This window comes from Methylobacterium sp. DB0501 (genome assembly GCF_011043735.1).
GTDB lineage: Bacteria > Pseudomonadota > Alphaproteobacteria > Rhizobiales > Beijerinckiaceae > Methylobacterium > Methylobacterium alsaeris.
In genome coordinates this window covers 30,289-51,551 of sequence record NZ_JAAKGV010000017.1, presented here as the reverse complement: position 1 = coordinate 51,551, position 21,263 = coordinate 30,289, and the positions used below count along the sequence as shown (strand labels likewise).

Below are 21,263 nucleotides of genomic sequence, written 5' to 3'. Positions count from 1 at the left end.
CATGCAGACCGGTACCGGGCAGGAGGAGGCCGTGCGCGGCGGCATCTCCGGCTATTTCATCCGCTTCCCCGTCGCGACCTCGCTGATCATGGCCGGGATCCTGTTCATCGGGATCGTGGCCTACCCCCTGCTCGGCGTGGCCCCCCTGCCGCAGGTCGACTTCCCGACGATCCAGGTCACCGCGCAGCTGCCCGGCGGCAGCCCGGAGACGATGGCCTCGACGGTGGCCCAGCCGCTGGAGCGCCAGTTCGCCCAGATCCCGGGCGTCAGCCAGATGACCTCGACGAGTGCGCTGGGCATCTCGTCGATCACCGTGCAGTTCGACCTCGGCCGCAACATCGACGGGGCGGCGAACGACCTCCAGGCGGCGATCAACGCCGCCGGCGGCCAGCTTCCCAAGAACCTGCCGAGCCCGCCGACCTATCGCAAGGTCAACCCGGCGGATTCACCGATCCTGCTGCTCTCGGCCACCTCCGACACCCTGCCGCTGACCGAGGTCGACGACGCCGCCGACGTGCAGCTCGCGCAGCGCATCAGCCAGATTTCCGGCGTCGGCCAGGTGCTGATCGGCGGCCAGCAGAAGCCGGCGGTGCGGGTGCAGATCGATCCGGCCAAGCTCGTCGCCAAGGACCTGTCGCTGGAGGACGTCCGCACCCAGCTCTCGATCACCACGGTCAACAGCCCGAAGGGCAGCTTCGACGGCAAGACCCGCAGTTACACGGTCTATGCGAACGACCAGCTCACCCGCGCCAAGGACTGGAACGACGTCATCATCGCCTACCGCAACGGCGCGCCGTTGCGGGTGCGCGACATCGGCGAGGCGGTGGCGGGACCGGAGGACACCAAGCAGGCGGCGTGGGCCGACGGTCAGCGCGGCGTGTTCCTGGTCATCTTCAAGCAGCCCGGCGCCAACGTCATCGACACCGTCGACCGGATCAAGGCCGAGCTGCCGCGCATCACCGCCTCGCTGCCGGCGGGCGTGAAGGTCCAGACGCTGAGCGACCGCACCCAGACCATCCGCGCCTCGGTCGAGGACGTCCAGTTCACGCTGCTCATCACCATCGCGCTCGTGGTGGCGGTGATCTTCGTCTTCCTGCGCTCGGTCTGGGCCACCATCATCCCGAGCGTGACGGTGCCGCTGGCGCTGCTCGGCGCCTGCGCGCTGATGTGGATGGCGGGCTACACCCTCGACAACCTGTCGCTGATGGCGCTCACCATCGCGGTCGGCTTCGTGGTCGACGACGCGATCGTGGTGCTGGAGAACATCGCCCGCTACGTCGAGGAGGGGATGAAGCCGATGCAGGCCGCGCTCAAGGGCGCCGGCGAGATCGGCTTCACCATCGTGTCGATCTCGGTCTCGCTGATCGCGGTGCTGATTCCGCTCCTGCTGATGGGCGGTATCATCGGCCGGCTGTTTCGCGAATTCGCCGTCGTGCTCTCGATGACGATCGGCGTCTCGGCCTTCGTCTCGCTGTCGCTGACCCCGATGATGGCCTCGCGCTTCCTCAAGGAGCACAAGGCCGAGTCGCATGGAAAACTCTACCGCTGGAGCGAGCGCGTCTTCGACCGCATGCTCCACGCCTACGAAGCCGCCCTCGACGTGGCGCTCCGCCACCACGTCGTCACGTTCCTCACCTTCCTGGGCACGGTGGCGCTCACCGGCTACCTGTTCGTGGTGATCCCGAAGGGCTTCTTCCCGCAGCAGGATACGGGCCTGATCGTCGGCATCACCGAGGGCGGGCAGGACATCTCGTTTTCCGCCATGGAGGACCGGCAGCGCGCCGTCGGGGCGGTGATCCAGGCCGATCCGGACGTGGCGAGCATCGCGATGTCGATCGGCGGAAGCGGCCAGGCGCTCAATTCCGGCCGGATGTTCATCACCCTCAAGCCCCGGGACGATCGCGAGGCGAACGCCTTCCAGATCATCGACCGCCTGCGGCCGAAGCTCGCCAAGCTCGAGGGCGTGAAGGTCTTCCTCCAGGCCTCGCAGGACGTGCGCACCGGCGGGCGGGCCTCGCGCACCCAGTTCGAGTACACGTTGCAGGACCCGAACCTCGACGAGCTCAATACCTGGTCGCCGCGCCTCTTGGAGAAGCTGAAGACCCTGCCGGAGCTGCGCGACGTCGCCACCGACCAGCAGACCGACGGCACCACCCTGACCCTGACGATCAACCGCGACGCGGCCTCGCGCTACGGGATCACCCCGCAAGCCATCGACGACACGCTCTACGACGCGATCGGCCAACGGCAGGTGGCGCAGTACTTCACCCAGCTGAACAGCTACCACGTCATCATGGAGATCCTGCCGGCACTCCAGGGCAACCCGGATTCGTTGCGCAACATCTACGTGAAGTCGCCGTCGACCGGCGGGCAGGTGCCGCTCGCCGCCTTCGCGACCTGGACGACCGTGCCGGTACGCCCGCTCTCGATCAGCCACCAGGGCCAGTTCCCCGCAGTGACGATCAGCTTCAACCTCGCGCCCAACGTCGCGCTGGGCCAGGCGACGGCGGCGATCGACAAGGCCGCCCGGGAACTCGGCATTCCCGCGACCCTGGCGACCGGCTTCCAGGGCACCGCGCAAGCCTTCCAGCAATCGCTCTCGACCGTGCCGCTCCTGATCGTCGCCGCCCTGGTGGTGGTCTACCTGATCCTCGGTATCCTCTACGAGAGCTACATCCACCCGCTGACCATCCTGTCGACCCTGCCCTCGGCCGGCGTCGGGGCGTTGGCGATGCTGCTGTGGTTCGGCTACGATTTCAGCCTGATCGCGCTGATCGGCATCATCCTGCTGATCGGCATCGTGAAGAAGAACGGCATCATGCTGGTCGACTTCGCGATCGTCGCCGAGCGCCAGGAGGGGATCGGCCCCGAGGAGGCGATCCGCAAGGCGGCGCTCCTGCGCTTCCGCCCGATCCTGATGACCACGATGGCGGCCTTGCTCGGCGGCATCCCGCTGATGTTCGGCACCGGCACCGGCTCGGAGATCCGCCAGCCGCTCGGCTACGCCATGGTCGGCGGCCTCGCGGTGAGCCAGGTGCTGACGCTGTTCACCACGCCGGTGATCTACATCTACCTCGACAAGCTCGCGACCTTCCTGTCCGGCCGCTCGCACGGGCCGGAGGACGAGGGCGAGACGCCGGCAGAGGCCAAGGAGGCGACGCCGCGGCTGCGGGAGGCGGCGGAGTAGGGGGCAGTCTCTCGCCTGCGCCGGTCACGGGGCGCAGGCCCGCCTGAGGGCGGCCTGGGCGAGGAGCCGGGTCGAGTCCAGGGTGGGCAGGGGCGAGTTACGGTCGTCGAGGAGCAGCGGCAATTCGGTGCAGCCCAGGATCACGGCGTCACAGCCCGCTTCGGCCAAGCGGGTGATGACGCCACGGCAAGAGGCCAGCGCCTCCGGCGTGACGAGGCCGCGAACCAGTTCGTCCATGATGAGGCGGCCGATCTCGGCCTGCTCCGCCTCGCTCGGCCGGCGATGATCGAGCCCGCGCGCCGCCAGAGCCTGCGGGTAGATCTCGCTGGCGGTCAGCCAGCGCGTGCCGGTGATGCCCAGGCATCGATAGCCGCGCCGCTCGGCTTCCGCGGCCACGACCTCGGCGATGGAGAGCCAGGGCAGCGGCGAGCGCGGCTGAACCCACGGCATCGCCTGGTGGATCGTGTTGTCCGGGCAGATCAGGAACGCCGCGCCGGCCGCGGCTAGCTTCTCGGCCGACGACAGCATCAGGGCGCCGATTCCTGCCCAATCCCCTGCATTCAGGCACGCGACGTAATCCGCCGGGGAATGCCCGTGCAGCATCACCTCGGGGTGCCCGTGCGGACCGAACGCGGCCTCTCCCTCGGCGCAGATGGTGCGATAGCAGAGGGCCGCTCCCTCCGCCGAGCAGCCGACGATGCCGATGGACTGCGACGCGACCCTGCGGGACATGCCTGAGACTCCGTGACGGTGAACGGCCGGGCCGCGCGGATATCGACCACCGGCGAGTGCAGGTCATCGGTATCCGGATACGGTCGGCTTACACGGCCTGGATGAAGTCGCGCAGGACGGCGAAGGCCTGATCGGGCGCGTCGCCGAAGACGCCGTGGCCGCACTCCGCGAAACGCTCGAAGCGCACGCGATCGGGCGGCAAGGATGCCGCGAGCGTCTCGCTGAAGGCGACCGGCGAGACCGGGTCCTGATCGCCCGCCATGACGAGGACGGGGCAAGGCAGGCCGGCGAGGGCGTTCCGGAAGTCCATGCCCCCTGTTCGTTGTCCGGTCCGTAGAAGTGCAGTGCGGTATCGTGGCGTATCAATGCGCGCTGTATCGCCTCCGGGTCCGGAGGGGTCCGGCGATAAAGCGGCCCGCAGATGCGGATGACGTCCGCCCGCCTCTCGGCGGTGGGCGCCATCCAGTAGGCCTCGGCCACCCTGGCGGCCTCAGGCCCGCCCAGCCGAGCGAAGCTGTCGAGGATCGCTGGAAACTCGAACTTGGCGGCGGTGCTGACCAGGAAGAGCTTGCCCGGATGGTCCGGGTACCGCGTCGCGTAGGACTGCGCGACGTATCCGCCCCACGACATCCCGAGCGCGATCGGCCGGACGAGGCCGAGCGCGTCGCACAGGCCCTTCACGTCGTCGCCCCATTGCGCCAGCGTCCAGGCGGAGCGGTCGCCGTCCTCGCTGCGCCCGTTGCCGCGATGGTCGTAGTACACGACCTGCGCTACGTCGCTCAGCCCGGAGAACCAGGGCTTGAAGCCGCTATGGTCGAAGCCCGGTCCGCCATGCAGGAGCAGCAGGGTCGCCTTCTCGCGCATGGCGCCGCCGGCCGGCACCAGCCCCGCATTCTCGACATCGACGAACAGGCGGACGCCGTTGACGCTGACGAACATGGTGCGGCCCGCCCTCGATCCCGGTTGCGACGCGGTGAGGCCGGGCGGCGTCGACGTTCAGGCGACGGCCGCCTGCTTCTGCACGCTCAGCAGCATGTTGGCGATCTGGCGCACCTGAAGCTCGCTGTCCTGCAGCTCCTTCTTGCGGGCGCCGCCATAGGCGAACTCGTCGTGGTCGATCCCGGGGACCATCAGGCCCTCTTCCTCGAAGTGGCGCTCCAGACGGGCGTGGAGCTGTTCCCAGACGCCGAGGCGCGACCAGCGGATGAAGGTCTGGGCCGCCATCCACCACGGGCCGTATTGCGCCGGGACGGCACGCCAATTGGTATCGTGCCAGTGCCGCCAGAGGATTGCGTCGAGGGTTCGCTTAAGGTCGTGAGGCTGCGTCTTGCCACGAGGCCGGCAGCCTTCGAGCAACGGTGCGAGCACAGCCCACTGCGCCTCCGTCAACATAAACATCCCCTCGATCTCGTTTCCGCCGAGAATCATATTACCAAGGGTAATCTGCTTCTTCAATCGGGCCAACGACCATCGGTTGAAGTTTGTTGGATCTCGGCAACATCGTGGAAGGCGTGGGTCATTTGTGTTCGAACATGGATGAAGCAAAGAGATACCGGATATTACTTATAAGATTAGATGTTTCGGTTTGTAAATACTTTTATATATTCGTTTATCGATATCAAGTAAAATATGACGCATTCGGTGTCATTAGAGCAGATGCCGCGCCGCAGCGTCAGCGATGAGCTCGCAAAATTTCGACATCGCCCCGGACCCAAGGGAATCGTTTATTGTTCCAGACCGCGGAGACGACGAAAGATGCCGCGAAGGGCGGCGCTGCACTTGATCCCGATTGTCGTTGTGTCGCAGCAACGCGCAGGCGCTGCGTGGCCCCGAGACATTTAGGGCACCCCCGACACGGCCGACGCGTCGAGCCCGCGACGAACCACTCCAGCGGCGGGCCATCGCTTCGTCGTCACCAGGGGGCGAGATGGGAAACGGACGGACGCAGCGCCGCACGCGGGACCGCCCCAGGTTGCCGCGGTCCCGAGCTGCCACGGCCCTGAAGTTGCCGCGGTCCGAAAAGGCCATGGCTTCGCGCGGCCCTTGGCCGGGCTATCCGCCGCGCAGGGGAGAGGTCGCGCCCCATTCACGGGAGCCGACGGGCATATCGCAGAACGGCCGCAAACGCGGCCCGTCCGATCCGGTTGTCAGAAGGAGGGTGATGGTGGAGCTAAGCGGGATCGAACCGCTGACCTCTTGAATGCCATTCAAGCGCTCTCCCAGCTGAGCTATAGCCCCATCCGTCAACCGCGGCACTGGGATGCCGGCGGGTCTCGTCAATATCGATCGCATCAGGCGATCGGATCGCGGCGCGCGATCGAGTCACGTCAGATTGCCTGCAAAGCGGCCCTGAAGTGATGTGGTGGAGCTAAGCGGGATCGAACCGCTGACCTCTTGAATGCCATTCAAGCGCTCTCCCAGCTGAGCTATAGCCCCATCCATCAACCGCGGCGCTGGGAACGCCGGCGGGTCTCGTCAGTATCGATCGCGACAAGCGATCGGATCACGCCAGATGGCCCCGAAAGCGGCCCTGAGGTGATTTGGTGGAGCTAAGCGGGATCGAACCGCTGACCTCTTGAATGCCATTCAAGCGCTCTCCCAGCTGAGCTATAGCCCCACTCCACAGGACGTTTGGGGTCCGTCCCGGAACCGGAACGGCGTCCTCTGGGAGGGCGCCGCCGGTGAGCGGCGGTATATGAGGGTGCGGCGCCGGACACAAGCCCCCGGGGCGGCTCTTCGCGAAGTTTTCGTGACTGCCGCGAATTGCGCTGCCCGGTCAAAGGTTTGGTGCGACGGTCGGGCGCCGCGGACCGTCATCCTGCCCGAGGGATCAGGATTCCTCGTCGCTCTCGATGTCGCCGTCGATGAAGTCGGAGACGTCGTCGCCGCTCTCCTCGTCCTCCTCCAGGAAGGTGTCGTCGTCGCCGCCGGCATCGGCCACGTCGGTATCGTCGTCGACCGAGACGTCGTCACCGCCCTCGGCGGCCTCGACCTCGTCGAGGGAGACCATCTCGGGGGCGCCGGCCTCTTCCTCGGTCTCCTCTTCGCGCGGAGCGCGGTTGGCGACGACCGGGGCGGGGACGCGGGTCGTGGAGAGGGCGGCGACCTGGTAGACCGTGCCGCATTTCGGGCACACGGCGGGGTCCCTGCTCAGGTCGTAGAACTTCGCGCCGCAGCTCATGCACTGGCGCTTCAAGCCGAGTTCCGGTCTGGCCACGGTAGTTACATTCCTGTCGATGTCGGAGAGAGTGGGTCCGGTTAGTCGCGCCCGTCAGCCCTGTCAAATACCTGTCGGGCCGGCGGATGACGCGGCGGCGCCCGCATGCTAACGACCCGGCCGTTTTCCCGCGTCCGACCCCGCGATTCTCGAGAAACCAGGCCGCCTGCCCGTGTCGCACGATTCCACTCCGTCCCCGATCACCGCCCAGGCCGGAACGGCCCTGCGGGGCCGGCTGCGGCCGCCCGGCGATAAGTCGATCTCGCACCGGGCGATCATCCTCGGCCTGCTCAGCCTCGGCGAGACCCGCATCGAGGGCCTGCTCGAAGGCGACGACGTGCTGCGCACCGCCGCCGCCGCCAAGGCGCTCGGCGCCGGCATCGACCGCGACGGCGAGGGGCGCTGGCGGGTGCGCGGGGTCGGCGTCGGCGGCCTGTCCGATCCGGCGGGCGTGCTCGATTTCGGCAATGCCGGCACCGGCTCGCGGCTGATGATGGGCGTGGTCGGCGGCCACCCGGTCACGGCGACGTTCGACGGCGACGCCTCGCTGCGCAAGCGGCCGATGCGCCGGATCCTCGATCCGCTGGTGCAGATGGGCGTCACGGTGGTGGAGCAGGCCGAGGGCGGCCGGGTGCCGCTCACCCTGCGCGGTCCCCGCGAGGCGGTGCCGGTCACCTACGAGAGCCCGGTCGCCTCGGCGCAGGTGAAGTCGGCGGTGCTGCTCGCCGGCCTCAACGCGCCCGGGATCACCACGGTGGTCGAGGCGGCCGCGACCCGCGACCATACCGAGCGGATGCTGCGCCTGTTCGGCGCCACCGTCGAGGTCGAGGCGATCGGCCCCGGGGGCCACGGCCGGCGCATCGCGCTGACCGGCCAGCCGACCCTGAATGCCACCGACGTGGTGGTGCCGGCCGATCCGTCCTCGGCCGCCTTCGCCATGGTGGCGGCGCTCGTCGTGCCGGGCTCCGAGGTGGTGATCGAGGGGGTGATGATGAATCCCCTGCGCACCGGCCTCCTCGCCACGCTCCTCGAGATGGGCGGCGACATCGAGCGCCTGAACGAGCGCGAGGAGGGCGGCGAGACCGTGGCCGACCTGCGGGTGCGCCACAGCCGCCTGAAGGGCGTCGCGGTGCCGCCCGAGCGGGCGCCGGCGATGATCGACGAGTATCCGGTCCTGGCCGTGGCGGCGGCCTGCGCGCAAGGGACCACCCGGATGCAGGGCCTGCACGAGCTGCGGGTCAAGGAATCCGACCGCCTCGCCGCGGTGGCGGCCGGCCTGAAGGCCAACGGCGTGCCGCACACCGTCGAGGGCGACGACCTGATCGTCCACGGCGACGGTTCGGCGCCGCAGGGCGGCGGCACGGTCGAGACCTATCTCGACCACCGCATCGCCATGGCGTTCCTGGTGCTCGGCATGGTCGCCCGGCATCCGGTGACGGTCGATGACGGCGCGATGATCGCGACGAGCTACCCCGCCTTCCTCGCCGACATGCGGACGCTCGGCGCCGCGCTCGACGCATGAGGGCCGCGATGGTGATCGCGATCGACGGGCCGGCGGCCTCCGGCAAGGGCACGCTGGCCAAGCGCCTGGCGGCGCATTACCGCCTGCCGCACCTCGATACCGGCCTGCTCTACCGCGCCGTGGCGCTGACGCTCCTCGATGCCGGCCGGGACCTCGCCGACGAGGCCGCGGCGGCGGCCGCGGCACGGGACCTCGCCCCCGCCTTCCTCACCGATCCGCGCCTGCGCGGCAGCGCCATGGGCGAGGCGGCCTCGATCGTCTCGGCGCAGAATCAGGTCCGCGGCGCGCTCCTCGACTGGCAGCGACGCTTCGCCGGTGCGCCTTCGGGTGCGGTGCTCGACGGGCGCGACATCGGCACCGTGGTCTGCCCGGACGCCGCCGTGAAGCTGTTCGTGACCGCCTCCGCCGAGGAACGCGCCCGCCGCCGCCACCGCGAGCTCGACGGGCGGGGCGAGGCGGTTCCCTACGAGGCGGTGCTCTCCGACATCCTGCGCCGCGACGCCCGCGACGCCGACCGCAGCGCGGCGCCGTTGCGGGTGGCCGAGGACGCGGTGGTGATCGACACCACGGCGCTCGACGCCGACGCCGCCTTCAAGGCCGCGACCGACGTGGTCGACGGGCGGGGCGGCGCGCCGGGCTGAGCGCGCCTAAGAGCGTCCCATCAACCACCTCATCCTGGGCTGCTGCCGCGGCAGCAGCCCAGGATGAGGTGACGGGTAGGATGTGGCGGGTGACGGCCTCCCCGGACGTCCGCCCGACACCGCGCCGCCACGAAGCCGTGGCAAGACGCACCGACATCCCCACGACACCGCGCGCGTTCCGGCGCGCCCTTCACTTCGGACCTCCGCCTCCCATGATCCGCCTCGACAAGATCGGCAAGCAGAACGGCAACCAGATCCTCTTCATCGAGGCGTCCGCCGCGCTCCAGCGCGGCGAGAAGATCGGTCTCGTCGGCCCCAACGGCGCCGGCAAGACGACCCTGTTCCGGATGATCACCGGCGAGGAGCAGCCCGACGAGGGCCAGGTCTCGACCGACCGCGGCATCACCATCGGGTATTTCAGCCAGGACGTCGGCGAGATGGCCGGCCGCTCCGTGCTGTCCGAGGTGATGGACGGCGCCGGCCCCGTGAGCGAGATCGCGGCGGAGCTGCGCGAGATCGAGACCGGGCTCGCCGATCCCGACCGGGCCGACGAGATGGAGGCGCTGGTCGAGCGCTACGGCGAGGTGCAGGGGCGGTTCGAGGAGCTCGGCGGCTACGCGCTGGAGGGACGGGCGCACGAGGTCCTGGCAGGCCTCAGCTTCTCGCCCGAGATGGTCGAGGGCGATGTCGGCGCCCTGTCGGGCGGCTGGAAGATGCGCGTCGCGCTCGCCCGCATCCTCCTGATGAACCCCGACGTGATGCTCCTCGACGAGCCGAGCAACCACCTCGACCTCGAGAGCCTGATCTGGCTCGAGAGCTTCCTCAAGGGCTTCGACGGCGCGCTCCTGATGACGTCGCACGACCGGGCCTTCATGAACCGGATCGTCGGCAAGATCATCGAGATCGATGCGGGTTCGCTCACGACGTATTCGGGCGACTACGCCTTCTACGAGCAGCAGCGGGCCTTGAGCGAGGCGCAGCAGCAGGCGCAGTTCGAGCGCCAGCAGGCGATGTTGGCCAAGGAGATCAAGTTCATCGAGCGCTTCAAGGCGCGCGCCTCGCACGCCGCCCAGGTGCAGAGCCGGGTGAAGAAGCTCGACAAGATCGAGCGCGTCGAGCCGCCTCGGCGACGCCAGAGCGTAGCCTTCGACTTCCCCGCCGCCCCGCGCTCGGGCGACGACGTGATCAGCCTAAAATCGGTGCGCAAGAGCTACGGCAGCCGCACGATCTATGACGGGCTCGATTTCGGCATCCGCCGCAGGGAGCGCTGGTGCGTGATGGGCGTCAACGGCGCCGGCAAGTCGACGCTCCTGAAGCTCGCCACCGGCACCACCGCGCCGGATGCCGGCTCCGTCACGATCGGGGCCAGCGTCAAGCTCGGCTACTTCGCCCAGCACGCGATGGACACGCTGGACGGCGAGCGTACGGTGTTCGAGTTCCTGGAGGAATCCTTCCCGCAGGCCGGGCAGGGCTCATTGCGCACGCTCGCCGGCTGCTTCGGCTTCTCGGGCGACGACGTGGAGAAGCGCTGCCGGGTGCTGTCGGGCGGCGAGAAGGCGCGTCTCGCCATGGCGCGGATGCTCTACGACCCGCCGAACTTCCTCGTCCTCGACGAGCCGACCAACCACCTCGACGTCGGCACCAAGGACATGCTGATCGCCGCGCTCGCCCAGTACGAGGGCACGATGCTGTTCGTCTCGCACGACCGGCACTTCCTGGCTGCCCTGTCGAACCGGGTGCTGGAGCTGACGCCGGACGGCATCCATCAATATGGTGGGGGATATTCGGAATACGTGGAGAAGACCGGGCGGGAGGCGCCGGGCTTGCGGCATTGAGGGGCTGAGGCGGCTCGCCTGCCTCGCGACGAACCGGACATCCGCCGGGGCATCCCGGGACCGCGGAAGCGGAGCCCGGGATGCCCCGGAGGAGGTCAGAAACGTCGGGGCGATCCACCGACGGCGTCACCCCCCAGCATCGGCGCCACCGCGTCGGCCGGCACCGGGCGGCTGACGAGGTAGCCCTGCACCTCGGTGCAGCCAGCCTGACGCAGGTGGGCGAGCTGCTCCTCGGTCTCGACGCCCTCGGCGGTGGTGGTCATGCCGAGGCTGTCGGCGAGCGTCGTCACGGCGCGCACGATGGCGAGGGCGTCGGGGCGCACCGAGAGGTCGGCCACGAAGGCGCGGTCGATCTTGATCTTGTCGAACGGGAAGGCCCGCAGGTAGCCGAGCGACGAGTAGCCGGTGCCGAAATCGTCCATGGCGATCCGGACCCCGAGGCGCTTCAGCCGGTGCAGGATGGCCAGGGTCGATTCGCTGTCCTGCAGCAGCACGCCCTCGGTGATCTCGAGTTCGAGCCGGTGCGGGTCGAGGCCCGCCTCACGCAAGGCTGCGATCACCGTGGCGTCGATGTCGCCGCCGCGGAACTGCACCGGCGAGAGGTTGACCGAGACGCGGACGGGTTCGGGCCAGCGCGCCGCCTCGCGGCAGGCCCGGCGCAGGACCCACTCGCCCAGCGGCACGATCATGCCGGTCTCCTCGGCGATCGGCACGAAGGCGGCCGGGCTCACCACGCCCCGGACCGGGTGGTGCCAGCGCAGCAGCGCCTCGAACCCGGCGATCCGGTTGTGGTCGAGACCGAGGAACGGCTGGAACGCCAGGGCGAAATGCTGCTCGGCCAGCGCCGTCCGCAGGTCGAGCTCGACGCCGCGGCGGGCCTGGATCGCCACGTCCATAGCGGGCTCGAAGAAGCGGTGGATGCCGCGCCCCTCGGCCTTGGCGCGGTAGAGCGCCATGTCGGCGGCCCGCAGCAGGCCCTCCGGATCGGTCCCGTCCCTCGGCGTCAGTGCCAGGCCGACGCTGAGGCCGACCGTGACGCGCGTGCCGTCGATGTCGTAGTCGCGCCCGACCGCCTCGATCAGCCGGCCGGCGAGGCGCCCGGCCCGGAAGCGCGTGGTCGGGCGCAGCACCAGGGCGAACTCGTCGCCGCCGAGTCGCGCCAGGGTGGCGGTTCCCATTGCGGCCTCGTCGCGGATCGCGGCGGCGAGCCGGGCGGTCACCTGGCACAGGAGCTTGTCGCCGACGGCGTGGCCGAGGGTGTCGTTGACGGTCTTGAAGCGGTCGAGGTCGAGGCACAGGACCGCCGTGACGCCGCTGCCCCGCGCCAGGGCCTCGGCCAGGCCCTCGTGCAGCAGGGTGCGGTTCGGCAGGCCGGTCAGCGCATCGTGCCGGGCCATGTGGACGATCTGGGCCTCGGCGCGCTTGGCCGCGGTGACGTCCTCATGCACCGTCACGAAGCCGCCCTCCGGCGTCGGCGCGTAGGTCACCGCGATGACCCGGCCGTCGACCAGGGTCTGGTCGAGGCGGTAGCGGGTGCGGGTGGCGAGGCGCTGGCGCACCTGGCCCCAGGCCTCCTCCGGCGTGAGGCCGGGGAAGTTGCCGGCCTCGGTGCGGCGGTGGATCAGTTCCTCGGCGGTGATGCCCGCATGCACCGTCTCGGGCGACAGGCCGTAGAGGTCGAGGAACTGGCGGTTGACGACCGTGACCCGGTGCGCCGCGTCGAACAGGACGAGCCCGTGCGACATGTGGGTGAGCGCGTGGTCGAGCCGGCGGTTCTGCTCCGCCAGCCGGGCATCGGCCCGCGCCCGGTCGGTGGCGTCCTCGTGTACCACCAGGGTGCTGCCATCGGGCAGCGGCGTGACGATGGTCTTGAGCAGGAGGCCGTTCGGCAGCGGCCGCTCGCGCTCCAGCCGGACCCGCCGGCCAACGCGCCCGGCGACGAAGGCCCAGGCTTCGTCGGGATCCATGCCGGGATAATGGCCGAGGCGGGCATTGGCGCGGATGATGTCCTCGAGGGGCGTGCCGGGGCGCGTGAGCGCGGCGGGCAGGTCGTAGAGGTCGCGCAGGCGGTCATTGGCAACGACGAGCCGCAGTTCCGGATCGAACAGGCTGACGCCGATCGGCATCGCGTCGAGCGCCGCCACGAGGCGGCCGGTCTCCGGGCCGGGCGCCGCCGGCGGCCCGGCCACCTCGGCGCCGATGCCGCGCCAGCCCCCGACGCTCCCGTCGGGCAGCCAGAACGGCGCTCCGCCGAAGCGGAACCAGCGCGTCCGCCCGTCGCGGTGGCGATGCGGCAGGACGAGATCCCGGAACGGCACCCGCTCCCGCAGCGGCCAGGGCTCACGGTCACGGGCGCCTGTGCCATCGCCAGCCCCGTTGAGACCCGGCCAGGGACGTCCGAGAGGCGGCGCCTCGCCGGTCAGCGCCTCGAAGCGTCCACGCAACGCCGTGAGCCGTAATTCCGCGTCCGTCCGCCAGGACCAGTCGGCGGCGATGGTGTCGAGTTCGTCGGGCAGCATCGAGCGGTCTTCTGCGAGAGGACGGATACTCCCGCGAATTCGCTGCGAATTCCTTTCGTGCCTCGAAGAGCCGACGGATTCATCGTCGGCGGCCCGGACCCGCGGGCCGCCGCCTCTGGTGGCCTCACGTCCCCCGCGGCTTCGCCCGGCGGGTCGGCGGGGCCGTGGTCGGATCCTCGGGCCAGGGATGGCGGGGGTATTGGCCGCGCATGTCGGCGCGCACCGCGGCCCAGGAGCCGCGCCAGAAGCCCGGCAGGTCGCGGGTGATCTGGATCGGGCGCTGGGCCGGGGAGAGGAGGTGGAGCACCAGCGGCACCCGGCCGCCGCCGATGGTCGGGTGGCGGGAGAGGCCGAACAGCTCCTGCACCCGCACGGCCAGCGCCGGGCCGCCCTCGGCGGCGTAGTCGACCGGGATGCGCGAACCGGTCGGCACCTCGATATGGGTCGGCGCCTCGGCGTCGAGGCGGGCCCGCAGGCTCCACGGCACGAGGTCGTGCAGGGCCTCCGAGAGCCGGTCGGCGCCGATCTCGTCGAGGCGGGTGATCCCGGAAAGATGCGGCCCGAGCCAGTCGGGCAGGGTCTCGGCGAGGTGGGCATCCGACAGGTCGGGCCAGGGCTCGCCCTCGGCGTTCCGCAGGAACATCACCCGCTCGCGCCATTGCTGCGCCGCCTTCGACCAGGGCAGGGCGCTCACACCGAGGGAGGCGAGGCCGCGGGCGAGGATCGCGGCGCTGTCGGCGTCGGGCGGCACCGGCAGGATGCGCTCGGCGAGCGACACGGCGCCGAGGCGGCGCTGGGCGCGGGCGCGCAAGGCGCCCGCCTCGGGGTCGAACTCGACCCGGGTGCGGGCCTCGATCCGGTCCGAGAACAGCGCCTCGATGGCGGGAAGCGTGATCGGCGCCGCCGCCAGGATGCGCGAGGCCGAGGCCTTGCCGACGATCTCGGCCACGGCCAGGAACGGCTCGCGGGCGAGGCTCGCGGCCGGGTCGAGGGCGGCGCCGCGGCCATTGGCCAGGACGTACTCGCCGGGCCTGCCGCGGGCCCGGGCGATCCGGTCGGGATAGGCGAGGGCCAGGAGGAAGCCGATATCGGGCGTCCCGGCGTCGCCGGCCCGCTCGGCCATGCCGACCGACGACATGCCAACCGACGACATGCCGACCGACGACATGCCGACCGCCATCCTGGCCCAGCCGGCAGCGAGGCGGCGCATGTCCTCGGCCCGGCCGGAGCGGTCGCGGCGGTAGCGCTCGACCCGCTCGGTGAGATCGACGGCGTCGCCGCCAAGGCCGCGCTCGACCAGCACGGCCGCGACGTCCGCGGCCCCGCGCGCCGCCTCGCGGCCCTGCGCGGCGGCGCTCGCCACCATGCGGGCGAGGCGCGGCGGCAGGGGCAGGGCGCGCAAGGCCCGGCCCGCCGGGGTCAGGCGGCCATCCGCGTCGAGGGCGTCGAGGCCGGTCAGCAGCGCCCGCGCCTCGGCGAGCGCCGGGGCCGGCGGAGGGTCGAGGAACGGCAGGGTCGTCGGGTCGGCGACGCCCCAGGCGGCGCAATCGAGCACCAGCCCGGCGAGGTCGGCGGCGAGGATCTCCGGCCGGGTGAACGGTTCGAGGGCGCCGGTCGCCGCCTCGGACCACAGCCGGTAGCACACGCCGGCCTGGGTGCGCCCGGCGCGGCCCCGGCGCTGGTCGACGGAGGCGCGCGAGGCGCGCTGGGTGACGAGACGGGTGAGCCCGAGATCCGGCTCGTAGACCGGGACCCGGGCAAGGCCGGAATCGACCACCACCCGCACGCCCTCGATGGTCAGCGAGGTCTCGGCGATCGCGGTGGCGAGCACCACCTTGCGGCGCTGAGGCGGGCTCGGCCGCACCGCCCGGTCCTGCTCGGCGCGGTCGAGGGCGCCGTAGAGCGGGGCGAGATCGACATCGGGCAGATCGGCGAGGCGGGCGCGCAGGCGCTCCTCGGTGCGGCGGATCTCGGCCTGGCCGGGCAGGAAGGCCAGGACCGAGCCCGGCTCGGCCCGGAGCGCCCGCATCACCGCGTCGGCCACGGCGTCCTCGATGCGCTCTCGCGCGTCGCGCTCGAGGTGGCGGGTCTCGACCGGGAAGGCGCGGCCCTCCGAGACGATGACGGGAGCCTCTCCCATCAGGGCGGCGACCCGGGCGCCGTCGATCGTCGCCGACATCGCCACGAGGCGCAGGTCTTCCCGCAGGGCTCCCTGCGCGTCGAGGGCGAGGGCGAGGCCGAGATCGGCGTCGAGCGAACGCTCATGGAACTCGTCGAACAGGACCGCGGCAATGCCGTCGAGTTCGGGATCGTCGAGGATCATGCGGGCGAAGACGCCCTCGGTGACGACCTCGATCCGGGTGCGGGCCGAGATCTTCGAGCCGAGGCGCACCCTGAGGCCCACCGTCTCGCCGACCGCCTCGCCCAAGGTGGCCGCCATGCGCTCGGCCGCCGCCCGCGCGGCGAGGCGGCGCGGCTCCAGAAGGATTATCTTCTTATCTTCGCGCCAGGGTGACTCCAGCAGCGCCAGCGGCACCCGGGTGGTCTTGCCGGCGCCCGGCGGTGCCACGAGCACCGCGTTGAAGGGACCTTGGGTGCGCCCACTCGCCGCGGGGCCGGCGAGGGAGGCCGCGAGGTCGCCGAGGACGGCGTCGATCGGCAGGGAAGGGAGGGAGCGCATGGGCGCCGGGATGGCGGAGGCGGTCGCGCCGCGCAAGCCCGGACGGGGTGCGTCCGCGATCACGCCGCCCGCAGCCCGCGCCGGTTCGGCCAAGGACATCACCCGATCGATTTTTCTCGATGATTTCCCGTACCGCAGCGGAACCGCCGGCGGGGCGAAAGATTGACGCACAGGTTGGCCGAGGGGGCCACCGTTCGGAGATGATCGCGATGAAGTCCCTGACCCTGGCACTGGCGGCGAGCGTGCTGCTGGGCGGTCTCGCCATGACCCCGGCCTCTGCCGCCGTGACCGGCCCCGCCCCGGCCGTCGCCGGGCCCGAGTCGACGGTCGAGCACGTCGCCATGCGCCGCCACTACCATCACCGCCACATGCGGGCCCACGACCGCCACATGCGCCGGCACATGCGCCGCAACACCATGATGCACGGCAACCCGAATGCCCGGAACCCGTCGCGGCCGGGCTACAAGCAGCAGCTCGGCAACACCACCGGCGGCCCGCGCTACTGATGTGACGTCCGCTCGCCCCGTTCCCGGGGGATAGGCGCAGGATCCCCTCTCCCGTCCGGGAGGGGGGAGACACCGTCAATCTTCCAGAGCGGTGCGGTCGGACTCGATCGCGCGTCTCGCTTGCCTGCTCGACGGGCTTGCGCGATCCACTCCGACGGGCGAGGGGAGCCGGACCGGCATGTTTCCGGCATCCTTTCCGGCATACCTGGAGCCCGTCATGATCCGCCTTCCCCCGCCGCGCGGGGCCGCTCCCCGATGAGCCTCGCCTCCGTCAAGGCCGATCTGGCCACGCGCGCGCCCGACCTCGCCGTGCTCGAGACCGAGGCGAGCTCCGCCACAGTGGTGCTGGCGGCCGCAGCCCACGGCGTCGAGCCGGCCCGCATCGCCAAGACCCTGTCGCTGCGCCTCGGCGATCGCATCGTGCTCTTGGTCGCCCGCGGCGACGCGCGGCTCGACAACCGCAAGGCCAAGGCCGCCTTCGGGGTCAAGCCCCGGATGCTCGGCGCGGAGGAGGTCGAGGCGATCACCGGCCATCCGGTCGGCGGGGTGTGCCCGTTCGGCCTCGCCACGCCGCTCCCCGTCTATTGCGACGTCAGCCTGCAGGCCTTCGACGAGGTGGTGCCGGCGGCGGGATCGCCGAACAGCGCCGTACGGCTGTCGCCCGACCGCATGGCGGCGCTGACCGGGGCGGAGTGGGTCGACGTCTGCCAGCCGGTCGAGGCCTGAGGCCCGAGCCCCGGGCAAAAACAAATCCGGCTGTGGGCGCGGCGTCATCGACAATTCGGGCCTCGGCGCCCACGCTGTCACGGAGCCTTCAAGGCGGCCGGGCCACAAGGCTCCTTCCGTCGCGCCCTCTCGCCGCCGCGCTCTCTCGCCGCCGCGTCACGCCTGTCCGAGACCGCCCTTGATCTTCGTCCATCAGCCGAATGCCTGCGCCAGCACCGGTCAGCCGCTCCTCGAGCGGCGCCTGCTTGAGATGTCCGAGCCGATCCCGCCGGACGCGCTCTGGATCGACCTGATCGAGCCGACCCGCCAGGAAGACCACAAGGTCGAGGCGTTCCTCGGCATCTCGATCCCGACCCGGGAGGAGATGGAGGACATCGAGCCGTCGGAACTCCTCTACGTCGAGAACGGCGCCCGCTACATGACCGGCCGGCTGCTGTGCCGGGTCGATACCGACGATGCCCGCCTCACCGGCGTCACCTTCATCCTGCGCGACAACAAGCTCGCCACGGTGCGCTACGACGATCCCCAGGCGTTCCGGATGTTCGTCCACCGGGCGGCGCGGCCGGCCGGCGTGCTGCTCACCGGGGAGGCGATCCTGGCCGGCCTGATCGAGACCGTGATCGACCGCGCCGCCGACGTGCTGCAGGCGCAGGGCGAGCGGATCGACCGGCTCTCGCGCCGGATCTTCGCCGAGCATTCCGACCCGAGCGCCCGCAACGCCGAATTGCAGGACACCCTGCGGGCGCTGGGGCGACACAACGAGCTCCTGTCGCAGCAGCGCGAGAGCCTGGTCTCCGTCGAGCGCATCCTGCTCTCGCTCTCGGCGAGCTACCGGGTCAGCAAGGCGCCGCGCGAGATCCGCGAGGAGGTCCGCTCGACCCTGCGCGACCTGCAGTCGCTGGAGGAGCACGCGAGCTTCCTCTCGGGCAAGATCCAGTTCCTGCTCGACGCCACGCTCGGCCTCGTCAACCTCGAGCAGAACAACATCATCAAGCTGTTCTCGGTCATGGCGGTGGTGTTCATGCCGCCGACGCTGATCGCCTCGATGTACGGCATGAACTTCAAGGTGATGCCGGAACTCGACTGGGGCTTCGGCTACCCGATGGCGGTGGTGATGATGGTGGTGGCGGCGATCCTGCCCTACGCCTTCTTCCGCTGGAAGCGCTGGCTGTGAGAGACTGAGCGTCATGTGCGGCCGATTCTTCGTCACCTCCTCTCCGGAGACCTTTCGCGAGGCCTACGGCTACGACGACCGGCCGAACTTCCCGGCCCGCCACAACGTGGCGCCGACCCAGCCGGTCGCCGTCGTGACGTCCGAGCACGGGCGGCGGCGCTTCGTCCTGATGCGCTGGGGTTTCTTGCCGGCCTGGGTCAAGGACCCGGACGAATTCCCCCTCGTCATCAACGCCCGGATCGAGACCGCGGCCGAGAAGCCGAGCTTTCGCAATGCGCTCCGCTACCGGCGCTGCATCTTTCTCGCCGACGGCTTCTACGAGTGGCGCCGCGGCGGCCCCCGCGGGCAGGCGCCTTTCGCGATCCGCCGTACCGACGGCCGCCCGATGGCGCTTGCCGGCCTGTGGGAGACCTGGAGCAGCCGCGACGGCTCGGAGGTCGACACCGCGGCGATCGTCACCTGCGGCGCCAACGGCCTCTTGGCCGCCATCCACGAGCGCATGCCGGCAATCCTGTCGCCGGAGGGCGTCGACAAGTGGCTCGACATGCGCGACGTCGAGGCCGGGCAGGCGGCGGCTTTGTGCCGGCCGGCGCCGGAGGAATGGCTGGACGTGGGCCCTGCGAGCCGGCGGGTGAACGACGTGCGCCACGACGAGGCGGGATTGTTGCGCCCGGACGAGGATGTGCCGGCGCCGGAGCGGACGGGGGAGGCGCAGGGGTCGCTGTTTTAGGATGATCGGTGTTCGGGTGCGATCATACCGCTCGCCGCATCGCTCGGGATCATCCTACCCGCCCCCTCACCCCGAGGCGGAGGCGTGAATGCGCCTCGAACCCGGGGCGGCCCGCAAGGCCGAAAGGCCTCACTCCGCCGGCGGCCGTGCGCTCTCCCGGAACGGATGCGCCGGATAGGTTCCGATGATCCGGATCGCGCTCGAGAAATACGCCAGCTCGTCGAGCGCACGGCGCAAGCCCGGCTCCTCCGGGTGGCCGTCGACCTCGGCGTAGAACTGGGTCGCGGTGAACTGGCCCTCGACCATGTAGCTCTCGAGCTTGGTCATGTTGACGCCGTTGGTGGCGAACCCCCCGAGCGCCTTGTAGAGCGCGGCCGGGATGTTGCGGACCCGGAACATGAAGCTCGTCACCGTCGGGCCGGCGCCCGCCGGCGGCACCGCCGGCTCGCGCGAGAGCACGACGAAGCGGGTGGTGTTGTGCTCCTCGTCCTCGACGTTCTCGGCCAGGATGGTGAGGCCGTAGATCTCGGCGGCGAGGCGCGGCGAGAGCGAGGCGCGGGTGCGGTCGCCGGCCTCCGCGACCTGGCGGGCGGCGCCGGCGGTGTCGGGGGCGACCACCGCCTTGAGGCCGAGGCGGCGGATGATCTTGCGGCACTGGCCGAGCGCGTGGACGTGGCTATGCACGGTGCGGATCTCCTCGAGCCGCACGCCCGGCAGGGCCATCAGCTGGAAGCGGATCGGCAGGAACTGCTCGCCGATGATGTGGAGGCCCGAGGCCGGCAGCATGTGGTGGATGTCGGCGACGCGGCCGGCGATCGAGTTCTCGATCGGGATCATGCCGAGGGCCGCCGAGCCGTCCTGCACCGCCGTCAGCGCGTCCTCGAAGGTGGCGCAGGGGAGCGGCGTCCAGTCCGGATAGGCCTCGTTGATGATGATGTGCGAGTTGGCGCCGGGCTCGCCCTGGTAGGAGATCGTCTGGTTCATCGTCGGATCGAGGCTTTCGAAAAAGGTCAGTTCAGGCGCCGGGCGGCCAGGATGGCGCGGGCGCGCTCCAGGTCGTGGGGCGTGTCGACGCCGAGCGGCACGTCGTCGACCACCACCGCGTCGATCCGCATTCCGGCCTCGAGCGCGCGCAGCTGCTCCAGCTTCTCGCGCAGCTCCAGCGGGCTCGGCGGCAGCGACACGAAGCGGTCGAGCGCCCGGCGACGATAGGCGTAGAGCCCGATGTGGTGGAAGAGGGGCCCGTCGCCGTACGGCGCCGTGGCGCGGGTGAAGTAGAGCGCCCGCAGCCGGCCGGGCGCCACCTCGGAACCGACCACCTTGACGACGCTCGGCTCGGTGCGCTCCTCCGGCCGGGTGATGACCGCGCAGAGCGTCGCGATGTCGACCGCCTTGTCGGCGAGCGGCACCACCGCGGCGGCGATCGCCGCGGGATCGATGGTCGGCAGGTCGCCCTGCACGTTCACCACGACGTCGTGGCGCCCCTCGGGGTCGATCACCTCCAGCGCCTCGGCCAGGCGGTCGGAGCCCGACGGATGGTCGGGCCGGGTCATCACCGCAAGGCCGCCCGCCGCCTCCACCGCCTGCACGATGGCGGGCGTGTCGGTGCAGACCACCACCGGCCCGATGCCGGCCTCGATCGCCCGGCGCCAGACATGCACGATCATCGGCGCGCCGGCGATGTCGGCCAGCGGCTTCTCGGGCAGGCGGGTGGCGGCGAGGCGGGCGGGGATCAGGACGAGGGGATCGGACATCGTGATTCGACGAAGAGGGGACGGTGCGGTGACCGGGGAA

17 protein-coding genes, 3 tRNA genes and 1 pseudogene are annotated in these 21,263 nt (G+C 70.7%); 9 read left to right on the top strand and 12 right to left on the bottom strand.

The window, feature by feature from the left end; genetic code table 11:
* Position 1 precedes the first annotated feature (1 nt).
* Entirely contained in the window at positions 2-3,187 is a 3,186-nt protein-coding gene (locus tag G4G93_RS23130) for a multidrug efflux RND transporter permease subunit (RefSeq protein WP_165087568.1), read from the top strand.
* Positions 3,188-3,211: 24 nt separating this feature from the next.
* Here G4G93_RS23130 and G4G93_RS23125 read toward each other — a convergent pair whose 3' ends face one another.
* From G4G93_RS23125 to G4G93_RS23095, 8 genes and pseudogenes are all read right to left on the bottom strand, one after another.
* A complete protein-coding gene (locus G4G93_RS23125; protein WP_165087565.1) occupies positions 3,212-3,919 on the bottom strand; it encodes an aspartate/glutamate racemase family protein in 708 nt (235 codons plus the stop codon).
* Between the two features lie 88 nt (positions 3,920-4,007).
* The gene (locus G4G93_RS36790; RefSeq protein ID WP_409513827.1) at positions 4,008-4,340 is read right to left on the bottom strand and encodes an alpha/beta fold hydrolase; all 333 of its coding nucleotides are present in this window, start codon (positions 4,338-4,340) and stop codon (positions 4,008-4,010) included.
* Between the two features lie 68 nt (positions 4,341-4,408).
* A pseudogene (locus tag G4G93_RS36785) lies at positions 4,409-4,783 on the bottom strand (alpha/beta fold hydrolase); the annotation flags it as partial.
* A gap of 132 nt (positions 4,784-4,915) precedes the next feature.
* The gene (locus G4G93_RS23115) at positions 4,916-5,383 is read right to left on the bottom strand and encodes a transposase (protein WP_165087562.1); all 468 of its coding nucleotides are present in this window, start codon (positions 5,381-5,383) and stop codon (positions 4,916-4,918) included.
* Positions 5,384-6,081: 698 nt separating this feature from the next.
* Positions 6,082-6,157, bottom strand: a tRNA-Ala gene (locus tag G4G93_RS23110).
* Between the two features lie 122 nt (positions 6,158-6,279).
* Positions 6,280-6,355 (bottom strand) — tRNA-Ala (locus G4G93_RS23105).
* A gap of 105 nt (positions 6,356-6,460) precedes the next feature.
* A tRNA-Ala gene (locus G4G93_RS23100) sits at positions 6,461-6,536 on the bottom strand.
* 213 nt (positions 6,537-6,749) lie between these two features.
* Positions 6,750-7,136 carry a TIGR02300 family protein gene (locus tag G4G93_RS23095; RefSeq protein ID WP_165087559.1) on the bottom strand — a complete coding sequence of 129 codons (387 nt, stop codon included), beginning with the start codon at positions 7,134-7,136 and terminating at the stop codon, positions 6,750-6,752.
* A 172-nt stretch (positions 7,137-7,308) separates the two neighbouring features.
* Here G4G93_RS23095 and aroA point away from each other — a divergent pair, with 172 nt between their 5' ends.
* From aroA to G4G93_RS23080, 3 genes are all read left to right on the top strand, one after another.
* Complete coding sequence (gene aroA / locus G4G93_RS23090; protein WP_165087556.1) at positions 7,309-8,658, top strand: 3-phosphoshikimate 1-carboxyvinyltransferase; 1,350 nt, start codon at positions 7,309-7,311, stop codon at positions 8,656-8,658.
* Positions 8,659-8,666: 8 nt separating this feature from the next.
* Positions 8,667-9,299 carry a (d)CMP kinase gene (cmk, locus tag G4G93_RS23085; protein WP_165087554.1) on the top strand — a complete coding sequence of 211 codons (633 nt, stop codon included), beginning with the start codon at positions 8,667-8,669 and terminating at the stop codon, positions 9,297-9,299.
* 212 nt (positions 9,300-9,511) lie between these two features.
* The gene (locus tag G4G93_RS23080; RefSeq protein WP_165087551.1) at positions 9,512-11,134 is read left to right on the top strand and encodes an ABC-F family ATP-binding cassette domain-containing protein; all 1,623 of its coding nucleotides are present in this window, start codon (positions 9,512-9,514) and stop codon (positions 11,132-11,134) included.
* Positions 11,135-11,229: 95 nt separating this feature from the next.
* On the opposite strand, the gene G4G93_RS23075 is transcribed toward G4G93_RS23080, so the two are convergent.
* Entirely contained in the window at positions 11,230-13,653 is a 2,424-nt protein-coding gene (locus tag G4G93_RS23075; protein ID WP_165087548.1) for a bifunctional diguanylate cyclase/phosphodiesterase, read from the bottom strand.
* 124 nt (positions 13,654-13,777) lie between these two features.
* A complete protein-coding gene (gene hrpB, locus G4G93_RS23070) occupies positions 13,778-16,333 on the bottom strand; it encodes an ATP-dependent helicase HrpB (protein ID WP_165087545.1) in 2,556 nt (851 codons plus the stop codon).
* Here hrpB and G4G93_RS23065 point away from each other — a divergent pair.
* The 5 genes from G4G93_RS23065 to G4G93_RS23045 all read left to right on the top strand — a co-directional run bounded on the left by G4G93_RS23065 (position 16,332) and on the right by G4G93_RS23045 (position 19,469).
* Positions 16,332-16,499, top strand: coding sequence for a hypothetical protein (locus G4G93_RS23065; protein WP_165087542.1), 168 nt, complete (start codon positions 16,332-16,334; stop codon positions 16,497-16,499). The two genes, hrpB and G4G93_RS23065, sit on opposite strands and share 2 nt — an antisense overlap.
* 34 nt (positions 16,500-16,533) lie before the next feature.
* A complete protein-coding gene (locus G4G93_RS23060; RefSeq protein WP_206289966.1) occupies positions 16,534-16,839 on the top strand; it encodes a hypothetical protein in 306 nt (101 codons plus the stop codon).
* Positions 16,840-17,094: 255 nt separating this feature from the next.
* Complete coding sequence (locus G4G93_RS23055; protein ID WP_165087537.1) at positions 17,095-17,565, top strand: YbaK/EbsC family protein; 471 nt, start codon at positions 17,095-17,097, stop codon at positions 17,563-17,565.
* 178 nt (positions 17,566-17,743) lie between these two features.
* A complete protein-coding gene (locus G4G93_RS23050) occupies positions 17,744-18,739 on the top strand; it encodes a magnesium transporter CorA family protein (protein ID WP_165087535.1) in 996 nt (331 codons plus the stop codon).
* Positions 18,740-18,752: 13 nt separating this feature from the next.
* Complete coding sequence (locus G4G93_RS23045; RefSeq protein WP_165087532.1) at positions 18,753-19,469, top strand: SOS response-associated peptidase; 717 nt, start codon at positions 18,753-18,755, stop codon at positions 19,467-19,469.
* A gap of 129 nt (positions 19,470-19,598) precedes the next feature.
* Here G4G93_RS23045 and G4G93_RS23040 read toward each other — a convergent pair whose 3' ends face one another.
* Positions 19,599-20,453: a prephenate dehydratase gene (locus G4G93_RS23040; RefSeq protein ID WP_165087529.1), complete on the bottom strand. Its 855-nt coding sequence runs from the start codon at positions 20,451-20,453 to the stop codon at positions 19,599-19,601.
* A gap of 26 nt (positions 20,454-20,479) precedes the next feature.
* The gene (locus G4G93_RS23035; RefSeq protein ID WP_165087526.1) at positions 20,480-21,223 is read right to left on the bottom strand and encodes a 3-deoxy-manno-octulosonate cytidylyltransferase; all 744 of its coding nucleotides are present in this window, start codon (positions 21,221-21,223) and stop codon (positions 20,480-20,482) included.
* Between the last annotated feature and the right edge of the window lie 40 nt (positions 21,224-21,263).